12 protein-coding genes are annotated in these 14489 nt (G+C 50.6%); 8 read left to right on the forward strand and 4 right to left on the reverse strand.

Going from position 1 to position 14489, the window contains the following annotated elements; translation table 11 throughout:
- The first annotated feature begins 318 nt into the window (after positions 1-318).
- The 8 genes from BUB73_RS03470 to BUB73_RS03505 all read left to right on the forward strand — a co-directional run bounded on the left by BUB73_RS03470 (position 319) and on the right by BUB73_RS03505 (position 7435).
- Positions 319-1617 (forward strand): chloride channel protein, encoded by a 1299-nt coding sequence (locus BUB73_RS03470; protein WP_371522154.1) that lies wholly within the window; start codon positions 319-321, stop codon positions 1615-1617.
- Between the two features lie 136 nt (positions 1618-1753).
- Positions 1754-2710, forward strand: a complete 957-nt coding sequence (locus BUB73_RS03475; protein WP_073234753.1) for a radical SAM/SPASM domain-containing protein — start codon at positions 1754-1756, stop codon at positions 2708-2710.
- Positions 2711-2745: 35 nt separating this feature from the next.
- Positions 2746-3579 (forward strand): hypothetical protein, encoded by an 834-nt coding sequence (locus BUB73_RS03480; RefSeq protein ID WP_073283642.1) that lies wholly within the window; start codon positions 2746-2748, stop codon positions 3577-3579.
- A 108-nt stretch (positions 3580-3687) separates the two neighbouring features.
- The gene (gene queF, locus BUB73_RS03485) at positions 3688-4200 is read left to right on the forward strand and encodes a preQ(1) synthase (RefSeq protein ID WP_073161466.1); all 513 of its coding nucleotides are present in this window, start codon (positions 3688-3690) and stop codon (positions 4198-4200) included.
- A gap of 95 nt (positions 4201-4295) precedes the next feature.
- Positions 4296-4985 (forward strand): 7-cyano-7-deazaguanine synthase QueC, encoded by a 690-nt coding sequence (queC, locus tag BUB73_RS03490; protein WP_073161467.1) that lies wholly within the window; start codon positions 4296-4298, stop codon positions 4983-4985.
- Positions 4986-4996: 11 nt separating this feature from the next.
- Positions 4997-5692, forward strand: a complete 696-nt coding sequence (locus tag BUB73_RS03495; RefSeq protein ID WP_073283645.1) for a queuosine precursor transporter — start codon at positions 4997-4999, stop codon at positions 5690-5692.
- A gap of 9 nt (positions 5693-5701) precedes the next feature.
- Positions 5702-6526, forward strand: a complete 825-nt coding sequence (locus BUB73_RS03500) for an arginase family protein (RefSeq protein WP_073283647.1) — start codon at positions 5702-5704, stop codon at positions 6524-6526.
- Positions 6527-6571: 45 nt separating this feature from the next.
- Positions 6572-7435: a pseudouridine synthase gene (locus tag BUB73_RS03505; protein WP_073283650.1), complete on the forward strand. Its 864-nt coding sequence runs from the start codon at positions 6572-6574 to the stop codon at positions 7433-7435.
- A 157-nt stretch (positions 7436-7592) separates the two neighbouring features.
- Here the strand turns inward: BUB73_RS03505 and ftsE are convergent, their stop codons facing one another.
- Genes ftsE through hrpA form a run of 4 tightly spaced genes read right to left on the reverse strand, consistent with a single transcriptional unit; the run spans position 7593 to position 14461 of the window.
- Positions 7593-8282, reverse strand: a complete 690-nt coding sequence (gene ftsE / locus BUB73_RS03510) for a cell division ATP-binding protein FtsE (RefSeq protein WP_073161471.1) — start codon at positions 8280-8282, stop codon at positions 7593-7595.
- A gap of 16 nt (positions 8283-8298) precedes the next feature.
- On the reverse strand, positions 8299-9588 hold the full coding sequence (locus BUB73_RS03515) for a peptidylprolyl isomerase (protein WP_249269302.1): 1290 nt from the start codon (positions 9586-9588) through the stop codon (positions 8299-8301).
- 5 nt (positions 9589-9593) lie between these two features.
- Positions 9594-10430, reverse strand: a complete 837-nt coding sequence (locus tag BUB73_RS03520; protein WP_073234746.1) for a hypothetical protein — start codon at positions 10428-10430, stop codon at positions 9594-9596.
- Between the two features lie 38 nt (positions 10431-10468).
- Positions 10469-14461, reverse strand: a complete 3993-nt coding sequence (hrpA, locus tag BUB73_RS03525; protein ID WP_073283653.1) for an ATP-dependent RNA helicase HrpA — start codon at positions 14459-14461, stop codon at positions 10469-10471.
- Positions 14462-14489 lie beyond the last annotated feature (28 nt).

Genomic DNA, 14489 nt, shown 5'->3' on the forward strand with positions numbered 1-14489 from the left:
GTGATGGTGACCGTGGTATCGGTTTGTTCCTGCTTGACGACAGTACAGCCGTTGACATTGAAGATGGATTTGTATAATTTTGACATGGGCTTTTTCTTCTGTTTTTTTTGGCGATTAAATTTTAGAAAATAGCCCATTTTTTGTTTAATTTAGGCGAATGTCAACAAAAAAGGGTGGCGAAGCCACCCACACATGTTGATGAAGAGCCGATTTTTTATGAATTTTAGCGACTTTGGAAAATACAACCAGTTCAAGGAACAGTTCGCCAACATGTCTCCCGAAATGAAGGAGCAGATGATGAAGATGGCGAAGGAACAGATGAAGGCCCGTGTTGGAGGCTTTTTCAAGAAGTGGTTCTCCCTGCCGGTTTTGACAATCGTTGCCGCAGGAATGGGTGCAGCCATTGGCGCGCTGATGGCATTCTTCGGCCAGGTCTTGCAGACTGTTGGCGGATTGCGAGATGCACACCCCATCTACTTTATTCCGGGTTTGGCTCTGGCTGGTATCGCCATCGTTCTCGCCTACAAGAAATGGGGCAAGGGCGCAGAACGGGGCATGGGCTTGATTTTCTCTGTGGGACAGGGCAAGGAAAGCCACATTCCGTTGCGTTTGATTCCCATGGTGGCTGTGGGCACTTGGCTTACCCACTTGTTCGGCGGAAGCGCCGGCCGCGAAGGAGTGGCAGTACAGATTGGTGGCGCACTGGGTCACAACATCAGCAAGAAACTGCCTTTTGAAAATGCGTCCCACATTATGCTGGTGGCGGGCATGGCCGCAGGCTTCAGCGGACTTTTCCAGATTCCTATGGCGGCAACGGCCTTTGCATTGGAAGTGCTGATTGTTGGCCACATGGACCTGATGGCTTTGCTGCCGGCTGCAGTGGCTGCTTTTACCGCCTGCAAGGTTTCCAATATGTTGGGCCTTGAAAAGTTTGCGGTAGACCTGAATGGAATTTTGAGCACCGACGGCGGAGCAACCGTTAGCGGACTCTTTATGAATGGCGGCGCACTGGACATGAATTTTGTGGTGAAGCTTGCCTTGCTGGGCGTTTTGTTTGGTGTTATTGGTGGAGGCTTTGCAAAGTTGCTGAGCTTGGCCAAGGAATTTTTCGCCAAGAAATTCCCCGACGGAATGAAGCGTATCGCCATTATGGGCGTTACCTTGAGCGCACTTTTCCTGTTGCTGTGGCAGGGTCGCTATTCCGGCCTGGGCACCAACCTGATAGACATGTGTTTCTCTGGCGCAGGTATTGCTGACGGTTCCAATATCGCCGGCGGCATCCAGAGCTACGACTGGATTCTGAAATTTGCATTGACCATTTTGACATTGGCCGCAGGATTCCAAGGAGGCGAAGTCACTCCGCTGTTTAGCATCGGCGCAAGCCTTGGTGCAGTTTCTGCAGTGATGTTCGGCCTACCCTTCCCCCTGGCAGCAGCCCTTGGCTACGCCGCTGTTTTCGGAAGTGCAACCAACACCCTTTGGGCCCCGATTTTAATCGGCTGTGAAGTTTTCGGTTTCGACTGTCTGCCCGCATTCTTTGTGGTTTGCATTGCAGCTTATGTTTGCAACGGCGGACAATCCATTTACAACCAGAAGAAACTGAAACTGAAGTTCTAGGCAACTCTTTTAAAAGCTCAAGAAACAAGCGAAAACGTCATCCTGAGCGAAGCCCCGCGAAGTCGAAGGATCCAGTCGTTAGATTCCTCGAATCCAAGCCTACGGCATTTTGCTCAGAATGACATTCAGGTAGAAAATGAACGGCGTTTACATTGAAATCACGGATGTGTGCAATCTGCACTGCAGTTTCTGCCCTTGCGGAAAGCGTAAGACGGAAGCGCCTCGTGAATTCATGAGCTCGGATCTTTTTGAGCGTTGTGTTACCGAAGCAGCCGTCGTTACAGAACAAGTTTACTTTCACGTTCTTGGGGAGCCCACATTACATCCGGGATTTTCCCTGTACCTGAAAAAGCTGGAGGAAGTTTCCAACGCCCGCACCGACGGCAAAAAGCTCCAACTGAACTTAACTACAAATGGCACCACCATAGCACGCTGTGGCAAATCAATTCTAGCCTCCCCCGCTGTCCGACAGGTGAATTTTTCAACCCACGCCTATGCGGAATTGCCCTTTGACGAAGCCGCGGAAAACCTGCAGAATATCCTAGACTTTTGCCGTATGGCCGCTGCGGAACGTCCCGACTTGTACATCAATTTGCGACTGTGGAATGTAGGCGACGAAAGTTCCAACGCCTGGAACAACTACATGCTGGAGCAGGTGAATAAAGCCTTAGGCCGCACAGGCTCTGCAGATGAGAACAGTGCACCGGAAGAAAACCGCGCACCCATCACATTGGAGCATTTCTGCAGCCGCCACAAGAGTTTCCTTGTGGAAGGCCGCATTTATATTCATCAGGACTCAAGATTTGAATGGCCCGCGGCCGTCTCCAACGACGACAATTCAAGTTCTTGTGCAAACTTTCCGAAGGGAACGTGTCGCGCCTTGGACACTCACTGTGCCATCCTTCACGACGGCCGCGTAGTCGCCTGCTGTCTGGATCACAGCGGACAAATTACGTTAGGACGAATTCAAGACAACAGTCTTTTAAACATTTTGCATTCTCCTCTTGCGGTCAAAATCAAGGAAGGCTTTACCAATCACGAGCTGCGCCATCCCTTCTGTCAAAACTGTACTTTCTGCAAACGATTTAAATAAGACTTTTTCTATAATTCCTCCAGTAGGAGGTTTATATGAAAAACAGATTCTTATTTGGCTCTGTCCTAGCCTTTTCATTAGCATTCTGGGCTTGCGGAGATGATACTTCTAGCACAAGTTGCATAAGCGAATCCTCTGATTCCAACAGTCAAGAAATTTCCTCCAGCAGTGAAGCAACTGCGGAATCATCGAATGAATCCGAAATTCATAGTTCCTCCAGCATTGCTGAAGAAAGCCCTTCGTCAAGCAGCATAGTAGCCGAAGTGTCATCAAGTAGCGAAGAATCGTCCAGTAGTTCAGACGAATCAATTTCCTCCAGTAGCGAAGATACATCCAATAAGTTGGGTGTCTGGAGTTTTTACGAAGATAACTGCGACGCCTGCAAAATTTCAGCATCAAGCGTTTACTACGAAGAGTACGACTTTACAGGTTTGAAGGGCGCTGTAAAATGCCAAATGGGAGAATCCACTTACGCCGGCGCAACTATTCGCATTTACGAAGAACAGCAAGACATAACCGACTGGGGTGGGCTTTGCGCCGTCTTCAAATCAGAAGGTAGATTCTTCCTCGGCATTGTCCCCGAAGATGCAAAAAATTATTCGGGAGGAATCAATTATATGGCATGGATGGAAAGTGCAGATTCCCTTGTCATAGCAGACCTTCCCTGGGAAGTTTTCAGTCGTCAGGATGGCTTTGCAGAACAACGGGTAACAAAGGAAGACTTCCTCACGCGAATCGTGGGATTTATGGTCCAATTCGAAGACAACGGACCAGAATTGGACGGATCCTATAAAGGTGGATTTGAAATTCAAAAAATCGGTCCTTTAGGAACATGCGGAACTCCTACCGAAGGTTATACAACTTGGTGATAAAAAGTTATCCGAGGCGGTCTTGATGGACCGCCTTTATTTTTCTAAATTGCGGTACGCAAAGACAGTTCGAAAACCTCCTGTCTCTAAACAAAACTAGGAGCACATATGACCGACAATACGTCCGTTAATTCCGGCCGTACCGACGCTGAATTGGAAGGCGTCACCTTGCTTGGCAATCAGAATACCAAGTACAAGTACGATTACGATCCCGACGTTCTTGAACGTTTCCCCAACAAGCATCCCGACAATGACTACATGGTCATGCTGAATTGCCCGGAGTTTACTTCCCTCTGCCCCAAAACCGGTCAGCCGGACTTTGCGGAAATCCGCATCAACTACATTCCGGACCAGTACATTGTGGAATCCAAGTCCCTGAAGCTGTATCTTTTCAGTTTCCGCAATCACGGGGATTTCCACGAAGATTGTGCCAACATCATCATGAAGGATTTGGTGAAGTTGCTCTCACCCAAGTACCTTGAAGTGGAAGGCATTTTCACGCCCCGTGGCGGCATCTCCATTTACCCCTTCGCCAACTATGGCAAACCGGGTACCATTTACGAACAGAAGGCAACCGACCGGCTTTTCGCCAGCGTAGACCGCAGAAACTCCTGGAAATAAGTAAGCAGTGCTTAGTGATTAGTAAGCAGAAGTGGCAGGAGAAGTCCATTTTCTGTAATTCTAACCACTAATCACCAACCACTAACCACTATTCTATGAAAAAAGCAATCGTCCTTTCGTCAGGCGGTGTGGATTCCACCGTCTGCGTGGCCATGGCCGTAGCTAAATACGGCGCAGAAAATGTAGCCACCACTTCCATTTTTTACGGTCAAAAACACAACAAGGAACTGGAATGTGCCCGCAAGGTGGCAGACTATTACAAGTTGCCTCATTACGAATTTGACTTATCCAGTGTACTGCAGTTTTCAAACTGTTCGTTGTTAGCCCAGTCTACACAAGCCATCGAGCACAAAAGCTACGCCGAGCAAATCACGCCCGTCAATGGCAAGGTTTCCACTTACGTTCCTTTCCGCAACGGCTTAATGCTCAGTGTTTGCGCCAGTCTCGCCCAAAGCATTTTCGAAAACGATGACGTGGAAATCTACCTGGGTGCCCACGGAGATGACGCCGCCGGTAACGCTTACGCCGACTGCAGCGAAATTTTCGTAAGCACCATGAGTAGAGCCATTTCTATCGGCACCTACGAACAAGTCCGCGTCACCGCTCCTTTTGCAGGACTATCAAAAGCAGACGTGGTCAAGAAAGGTCTGGAGCTTAAAGCCCCCTTTGAACTGACCTGGAGCTGCTACGAAGGCGGCGATAAACCCTGCGGCGAATGCGGCACCTGCATCGACCGCGCTAAAGCTTTTGCCGCCAACAACGTGAAGGACCCCGCCATCGCATAAGGATTTCACTCATGAAAAAGACCAACGAAAACTTGATTCTTCTAAACATAATCTTCACCGTTGGCTTGGTCATCTCAAATGTGGTTACTGCCAAGCTGATGTACACAGGCATTAGCCTTTTCGGCAACGCAGTCACTTTGCCTGGTGCGGGCGTTTGCTACGCCTTTACCTTTTTGGCCACCGACATCATCGGCGAAATCTGGGGCAAGAAAGAAGCCAACAAGGCGGTCATCTTCGGCCTAGTGGGGCAAGTTTTTGCCACCCTCCTGATTTTGCTGACCCAGCACCTGCCCGCCGCAGACGACAGCATGCAAGAAACCTACGTTCGCCTTCTAGGTCAGAACTGGGTGTTCGTGGTGGCAAGCCTCGCCGGCTACCTCATCGCACAAAAATGGGACATCTGGATTTTCCACAGCATTCGCACCCGTTACATCGCCAAGCTTGGCGATACCAAACATCGCTGGATCTGGAATAACGCCTCCACCATGACCAGCCAAATTCTAGATACCGTTGTGTTTATCGGCATCGCCTTCGGTTTCGGATTCGGTTGGCTGTTCCAGGCAGAAATGCGCCCGGTGCTACTTTCCATGATGGTGGGGCAATACTTCTTCAAGATGATTCTTGCGGCCTGCGACACCCCCATTTTCTACTTGCTCACCCGAGATATCAAAAAGGATACCGAAATAGAGCTAAAAGATTTTTCTTAACTTTACGTCATGAATTTTTGCACCATCCAAGACTTTACCGGCATCTATAGCGAACAGCCTTTTATGCAGGAACTGCGGGAACGTGCCAACGTCTACTGGATGGATTGCACAAATATCAGCGGCACTGATTGTTACTGCGATGACGACGCCCAAGCTGAAATCCGTAAAATGATGGACCAAGCCGCAGACCGCGTCACAGCTAATAACGACGCCGGTTTCACCGGCATCCACTTCTTTGACAACGGCAATTACCACTACATGAGCAAGCTGTGGACGGACCGCGTCAACGAAGATTTTGACCTGGTCATATTCGATCATCATCCCGATATGCAGCCACCCCGATTTGAAGGAATTCTCAGTTGCGGGGGCTGGGTCAAGGAAGTTCTGGACAACAATAAGTTTATTAGAAATGTGGTGCTTATCGGCGTTGCGGACCATCTGATTGAAGAAATCAAGAACGAACCTAGTGCGGAATTCAAGAAGTACGCAAGCCGCGTGACATTCATTCCCGAGACTTTGTTACGCACCCCAAATTTTGATATATCACAGGTAGCACTTGCCGCCCTACGTTCATCAAACCTATATATCAGTATCGACAAGGATGTCCTTTCCATTGACGACGTGGTGACCAACTGGGACCAAGGCAGTCTAACCTTTGAACAACTGGAAAATATTTTGAAGAATCTGTTTGCCCACCGTAAAATACTTGGGGTGGACATTTGCGGAGAACGGGCTCGGAACCAGGATTTCCCGGAAGGCATTGACGAAGGCTCTGCGGATGCCACAAACAATGCTTTAAATAAAAAAATATTCAGCCTTCTAGATGTGCTCTAGATCCTTCGACTCCACTTCGTTTCGCTCAGGATGACACGTAAAAAAATGGTCTTCAATTCTCGCAACAGTTTCAACAAGCGTCCGCAACAGGGTAAGCCATCCTTTGGAAAAACCGCCAACAAGTTTGGCGGAGGCGCTCACGGCGTTGCCCGCGTTATTAGCAAGCGGGGTTACTGCAGCCGAAGCAAGGCCGAAATGCTTGTACGTGAAGGCCGCGTCACCCTGAACGGTCGCATCATCCACGACCCCGAAACTCCTGCCCGTGAAAGCGACGAAATCATCATCAACGGCAAGCGCATCGAAGCCAACGCCAAAGTGTACTTCATGATGAACAAGCCCCGGGGAATCGTCACCACGGCAAACGACGAAAAGGGACGCGCCACCGTCATGGAAGTTTTCGCAGAGCAATACCGCAAAATGTATTCGGGCAAGGAACCGCCCCACATCTCGCCGGTGGGCCGCCTAGACGCAGCCAGCGAAGGGTTGCTATTGTTCACCAACGATACTGAGTGGGCCAACCGCATTCTGGACCCCCGCAAATCAGACGAGAGACCAGAGGCGAGAGACGAGAGCGCAGGCACAGGCATCCACAAGAAAATTTACCGCGTGCAGACCAAGGGCAAGCCCACCGCCGAAGACCTTCACAAAATGGAAGAGGGCTTTATAGTTCCGCCCCGCGTTTTCGGGGAATCCGAAGAATTCATGCACGCCAAGCAGGCCGTCCTCCACACCGAAGGCGAAAAGAACTGCTGGCTAGAAATCACATTGACCGAAGGCAAGAACCGCGAAATTCGCCGCATGCTAGCCCACTTAGGCTACGAGGTTCTCCGCCTGGTCCGCATTCAGATTGATGAATTTATTTTAGGCGACCTTAAACCAGGTTGCATCAAGGAAATCCAGATTTCCTAAAAGCAGAATAGAGCCATTTCTATGGCAATCCAAAAACGAGTTAAATGGAATGGAAACCAGGATGACGTCCAAAGCCCACCAGCAAAGGAACAGGAACAAATCATTGCCAGGCAGCAAATGATTTTTACAGCCATTCCCCTCAACATATTCGAAGGCCTTAAATAATATCGCGATTGAGCAGTTCGCCGTGATCAAGAGTCAGACGGCGGAAAGTGCTGTTCATGTAGAAGTCGGGATTATGGGTTGCCATCAAAACGGTAGTGCCGCGGGCATTGATTTCCTTAAAAATCTTGAACACCTCTTCGGCGTTTTTCGGGTCAAGGTTTCCAGTAGGTTCGTCAGCCAGCAACAAGTACGGGTTATGCACCATGGCGCGGGCGATGGCCACACGCTGCTGTTCACCGCCAGACAATGTGTAAGGCATGGCAAAACGCTTCTGACTGATACCCACCAAAGCCAAGGCGTCAAAAACGGCGGCGTTAATCTTGTTGTTGGGAGTGCCCACAATACGCAGGGCCAAGGCCACATTTTCAAAAACATTGCGATCCGGCAACAGCTTAAAGTCCTGGAAGATGATACCCATCTTGCGACGCAGCGCCTGGATATTCTTGTCGGGAGTGTTCTTGCTATCGTAAAGGCAATCGCCGGTAAACTTCACCATGACCTGTCCACCACGTTCATCGTCAGGGCGTTCGTCCATGTAAATCAGCTTCAACAGCGTAGACTTACCGGCACCGGAATGACCCGTCAAGAACACAAACTCACCCTTGTGAATACGGAAAGAAACGTTGGAAAGAGCTTTCCAGTTTTCTTCGTAAGACTTGGTGACGTGGTTAAAATGAATCATGGTTCAGCAAAAAAAATTATTCGGTCATACGGATTTCCACATGGACTTCCTCACGCCACTTCTTAATGAGTGCGCCGAGTTTTTCGTTTTCCATGTGGGTAGCACACATCTGTTCGATCTTGCCGTAATCTTCTTCCAGAGTCAGTTCACGAATCTGGCGGGAATCATCCAGGCGGAACAGATGGTAGGCACCATCAATCAGCACCGGTTCAGAAACCTGACCTACTTCCAAGTTAGAGACGGGATCTACATAGGCAGGAACCATTTCGCTCTTCTGGAACCAGCCCAGGCGACCACCGGCAAAGTTGCTGGCCTTGTCTTCGCTGAACTTACGGGCAGCCTTGCCAAAATCTTCGGCAGACTTGATAGACTTATGAAGAGAGTCGGCGCGAGCCAGAATGTCGGCACTGTCCTTGGCAGAGGGAATGGTATAGAGCAAAATCTGTGCGGAACGAACGCCGTCTTCCTTACGACCGAGAACGCGAGGAATATGCCAACCCAGAGAAGTCTTTACCGGGCTTGCAGAATACTGACCGTTCTTCAGCTGATCCAGGGCGCGTTCAAATACAGGGTCCAGCTGACCGCGCTTGTAATAACCCAGGTCACCGCCCTTGGCAGCGGCAGTATCCTGAGAGTGGGCCTTGGCCAAAAGTTCAAAGCTCATACCCAAGTTCAGGGTATCGATCAAGGCTTCGGCCAACTTCTTCACGGAGTCCACAATGGCGGCATCGGGAACAATGGGTATCTGAATATGGCTCAGCAAGACGCAATTATACTGCGGCGGCAGAGAATCCTTATAGGCAGCGTAGAAGGCATCCACTTCCTTCTTGGTGGGATTGATGGAGCCAACATGACGCTGACGGACACGGCTCATTTCGATATGGCCACGAATCTGTTTGGCCAGCTGGTCGCGGTACTGAGCCATGCTAATCCCCAGCTGGGCACGGATTGCCTTTTCCAAAGTGGCCAAGTTGGTGTTCTGGCTAGAAGCCAACTGCTGCAAGTGGGCCGTCACACGCTGATCTACTTCGGCGTCAGACACCACAATGGAATCGCGGTCGATTCGAGAAAGCAGAACCTTTTCTTCGATAAGCTGATCCAGCACATACTTACGCTGATCCGCTTCGCTCATGGCAGAGCCTTCAGGTGTTTCCTGATACCGATAAAGGCTGCTCAAATATTCGGAACGCATAATAGGTTTGCCGTCTACAACTGCTGCAACCCCTTCCATCAAGACCGGTTCTGCAGAAGCCAAGGAAGCCACAGCACACAACGCCAACAAAATCAAACGGAACTTCATCATCATACCTTTTATTGTTCCTTTCCACTAAAAACATTCATCTGTGAAAAAATGGGGCGAGCCTTTTTCCATTCCTTTTTCAGTCGGTCCATCACCACCTTCTGATGTTCCACCCAGGCGCGATCAGCCACATCGTTAGCCACTTCGGCATAGGGCAGCACATCGGCAGAATCCAGGCGAGAAAGAACCACGGCCATCTTGAGGGAACCACCGCAATACTTCATGCGGGTCAGGCTACCCACAGACACACTATCTAGAGACGGAATGGTGCAACTGTCCGGCGTCACTGCCACAGAGTCAAAAGTCTCGTACTTCTTAACCAGGTAATGGGGGCCCGGAACGGAATCGTAAACCGTATTCTTGTGGCCCTTGTAATAAGTGTCAGCGCTCTGCCAATCCTTGAAGTAAATCAGGAAGCCAGAAATGGTGGTCTTACCACGGAGGAACAAATCCTGATGATTGGTATAGTAGTCCAGGCGTTCGCCATCGCCCACCATCATGGTATCTGCAAAAGTCTGAAGGAAGTGATCCACGACAATCTTTCGAACTGTCTTTTCGATCTGGTACTGGAGCACGGTATCTTCCAGCACGTTGTTGGCCAAGGCTTCCTGGTAAATGGTTTCTTCATTAATCCAGTGTTCCAGGAAAGAAAGCTTTTGACGGTTGTCCCAGGAATCCCAATCCGGAGCCATGCGGCGCACGTCGGAATCCTGCAACTTAGATTCGCCAACAGAAACAATCACAGAATCATTCTTGCCCAAACTAAAGGGCAAATCACAAGCAGTCAGCGTAAGGGCGGCAAGGCCCATCACGCAAGAAATACAAAAATTGCGGAAATTAAATTTCATCGGACACAATTTAGAAAATTACGTCCTTCCAAACCACGTTAAAGACGGCCAAATCGGCCCTTTAGCTTAGCCAAAGCGTCCACTTCAACCACTTCTTCGGAATCGTCGCCTTTCCGCTTGAAACGAACAATCTCGAAATCTTCCAGCATGGCCTTAGCCTGCAAGAAAAGTTCCGGGAATTCAGCATCATCGCTATTCTTGCGTTCAATTTGAGAAAGCAGGTCACGAGCCGCCTTCAGCTCATGATCCTTCATAAAGCGAGCCTTGAGGTACGGGCGGAACAAGTCGCGAAGAGCGCGGGCATCCAGTTCACGGGCCGGAGTCCCGGCCGAATCTATGGGATGGACGTCACGACGGGTTCCGCTAACTTTTTGATCAAGAGAATGATCCAGCAAATTGCCAAGCGCCTGAACGCGGTCAAACAAAGCGTTATCTTGTTGGTAAAGAGCCGCAATTTTATTCACCACGAATCCCGCAGCATCAACCGCATGATCGTGGCCCTGACGCATGGCCACACTGAAATTCTTCAGAATGTCCCAAGCCTTGACAAAAGCATTTCCGCCAAGGAGGCCTGCTTCGTAAGTCCCACGAACGAGGGCCAGACGAATTTCTTCGTCTTCACTGCGAGTAGTGTTTGCCAAATTCCTGAAATCAGAAATTTTCTTGCCGCGGGAAAATTCCAGCCCCGTAAAACGGGTACAGCGATTAGCGTCCAGACCGTCTGCGTTAAGGGATTTCGCCACCCAGATTTTAAGGGCCGTCTTGAAGCCGTCGGAATAGAGGCCGCCCGTTTCCAGCATATTCAGGCGGTCCGCAACAAGGTCAGCTGCCCCCGCAGCAGAACCCGTCCCGGAATTAGCCATCGAGCCCCGTTCCAGACGCTTGCGGAAATCCTGCCAGAAAGTCGATTCCTCGGGAGCCATCAAGGCAGACTCTCCCAGGCGCCAACCAAAGCGCAAGTTCTCCAGCGGGAAATCGATACCGAAAGTCACCACCACCGGACGCACCGCCAGGAACAGGCGGTAGCTTCCCCACTCCGGAGAAAGTTCCAGCGGGAACTTTTCTTCTACACCCTGCTTAAACACCTTAAGATGCAAGCGCAGATGATTTTCACGTTCCGGAGTTACGGTAGGAATATCGCAGTCCAACTGTTTAATTTCAGCCAAAGCCTCGTACAGGCACAGCAGCGGAGCCTTATGGGGATTGTTCACCAGCTTTTCGCAGAAGGCATCATCAATCTGAGTACGTCTGCCTTCCAGGTACTTCTTGGCAGACTTGGGCATTTCGCGAACGATGGATTCCACCATCCACTCACGCCATTGATGAATAGAAAGCGCCAAAGTAGCCGGAGAAGTTTCCGTGAGCAAGTCATAGGGGAATCTCAAGGTAATGCCGTCGCAATCCTTGGTGGCGTCGAAAACCATTTCGCCGGTCACCACACGTTCCTTACCGCGAGTCAATTCCATAATGCGGAACTGTTCTACAGAACCGCCCAATTCCGCCTGAGGCTTTTCTTCGTGCTTCCTGGCGGCACGGGGATCATTACCGCGACCCTTTAAGGCACCATCCAGCAAATCGCCGAACTTTCCAAGACTGCGGTCCCCGCTAGACTGCAAGGCAACGCCCATCTTTTCGTCTAGCTGATCCAGCCAGAATTTCGCATCGAATTTTAGCCACTGGTCGCCAGACTCTTCCAAATACTTTTTCAAGGTCCTGATGGAATTAACCTTAGGTGCAATACGCACATAATAGTCCACCAGGGCATCTTCGCTGGGAGCCAGACCAAACTGACGCTTACGGGCTTCCAGGGCATGCAAATCTTCCACCACACGTTCATTGTGGACCATGAAGGGGAAGGGCCTTGCCATCTCGCCCACCACAACCGCTTCGCGCCAGAAGATCTGGCAGCATTCTTCAGGGTTCACGCGGGCATAATCCACACGGTGACCGCGGCTAATCACAAGACCGCGGAAGGTCACTTCTTCAACAGCTTCTACAAAGCCTCGTTCCTTGTTCCACACCGGCGCATACCAGCGGCGGGTGCAGAAAGGTTCCGCCACCTGCATAATCCATTCAGGCTTGATTTCTGCGCCCTTGGTCAAGAAGATTCGGCTGGTTTCGCGAACTTCGGCGCTGAACAGCCATTCCACACTCTTGCCATACAGATCGCTACCCGGGAACACGTGAGTTTCACGACCGCTTACCAGGCGGTAGCAACCGTTCTCGATATCACGGCGGGCAATACCGCCCAAGAAACCGCTGAGCAAGGCAATGTGCAAATTGTCCTGATGGAACTTGTCTGGCGGGCAAATGCGGCTTTCGAACTTGGCATCCAGAATTCGTCCGAACTGTTCGTACAAATCGATCCATTCGCGGCAACGCAAAAAATGCAGACTCATCTTGTCGCAGAACTTGCGCAACTTGTTCCAGGATTTCTGATCGGTATCCCAGGCTTCGCAGAAAGCATTCCACATGCACACATAGGTGATAAAATCGCTCTTGTGTCCCGCAAACTTTCGATGGAGTCCGCGAACACGACCGCGTTCCGGCTCCTCGTTAGGAACCACTCGCGGATCCTGAATAGAAAGGGCGGCGCACACAATAAGGGCCGGCTGCAAAACACCAGCATCACGAGCACGCAGCAGCACCGCAGACAAAGCCACATCCATAGGCAGCTTCGTCATATCGCGGCCCAACTTCGTCACATGACCGCTGGCATTATCCGCCGTCAGGGCACCCAGTTCAAACAGAGTCTTATAGGCGCCACGGAACGCAGAATGAGGCGGAGCCTGCAAGAAAGGGAAACTTTCCATTTCAAGGCCAAGACTGCGCAATTGCAGCACCACGTTGGCCAAATTGCTTCGGCGAATTTCCGGTTCCGTAAAGTCGTCACGCTTTTCAAAATTCTCGGGAGAATAAAGTCGAATGCAGACACCGGGCTTCACACGGCCCGCACGACCTGTACGCTGACGGGCGCTAGCCTTGGAAACCTCTTCCACAGGCAAGCCCTGAATTCGGGACTGGGCGTTGTAACGTGAAATTCGAGCCATACCCGTATCCACCACGTAGGCGATACCGGGAATCGTCAGGGAAGTTTCAGCAATGTTTGTGGCAAGAACGACACGGGTCTTGCTGGTACTCTTGAAAATGCGGCGCTGTTCATCGGGGCTCATGCGGCCATACAGCGGCAAAATATCAAAGCTGGCGGCATCCAGATCCGGCTTCAATTCGTTGGCCAAATCCTGAATATCACGTTCCGTCGGCAAGAAGCAAAGCAGATGGTCGCGATGGCGGCTTTCCAGATCCAGAATGGCATCGCGGGCTTCTTCTATGAGACCGGAGTCCCCCTTGCCAGAGGCATCACGGCGATCATCGTCGTCATCATCCCAAGGTCCGCGGAAACCATCCCTCGGTTTGCTCTTCTGCACCGCATCCCGGAAGTAATATTCCACTTCTACAGGGAACGTGCGGCCTTCCGCTTCCAGCACACAGCTGTTATCATAGAACTTCTCGAAGAGGGCCGCATCCAAGGTGGCAGAAGCCACAATCAGCTTAAACTCGGGACGCGCCTTCAGCACCGACTTGAAAATCCCCAGCAGGATATCGATGTTCAAGGAGCGTTCGTGAGCTTCGTCAATCACGATGGCGGAGTACTGCTTAAAAAGTCTGTCGCGACGGAATTCCTGAAGCAGGATACCATCGGTCATGACCTTGACAGGAGCATCATTGGTTCCCTGTTCCCAGAAACGGATCTTGGTGCTGACCAGTTCATCCGCCTTCAGTTCCTCACGCAGGCGGTCTGCAATAGACATAGCCGCCAAGCGACGAGGTTCCGTCACGCCGATCTTGAAATCACCACCCTTGGTGATTAAATACTCCAGCAGGAATTTCGGTAACTGGGTAGACTTACCGGATCCCGTATCCGCCTTGACGATCACAACCTGATGTTTTTCAAGTAGCTTAAAAAACTCCTCCCGTTTCTGAACAACGGGAAGCTCCGGGTACTCAATCTTTAAAGCAGTAAGATCCATCAGAACAATTATGAATTATGAATTATGA

It is taken from the genome of Fibrobacter sp. UWH6, from assembly GCF_900142465.1.
Taxonomy (GTDB): Bacteria; Fibrobacterota; Fibrobacteria; order Fibrobacterales; family Fibrobacteraceae; genus Fibrobacter.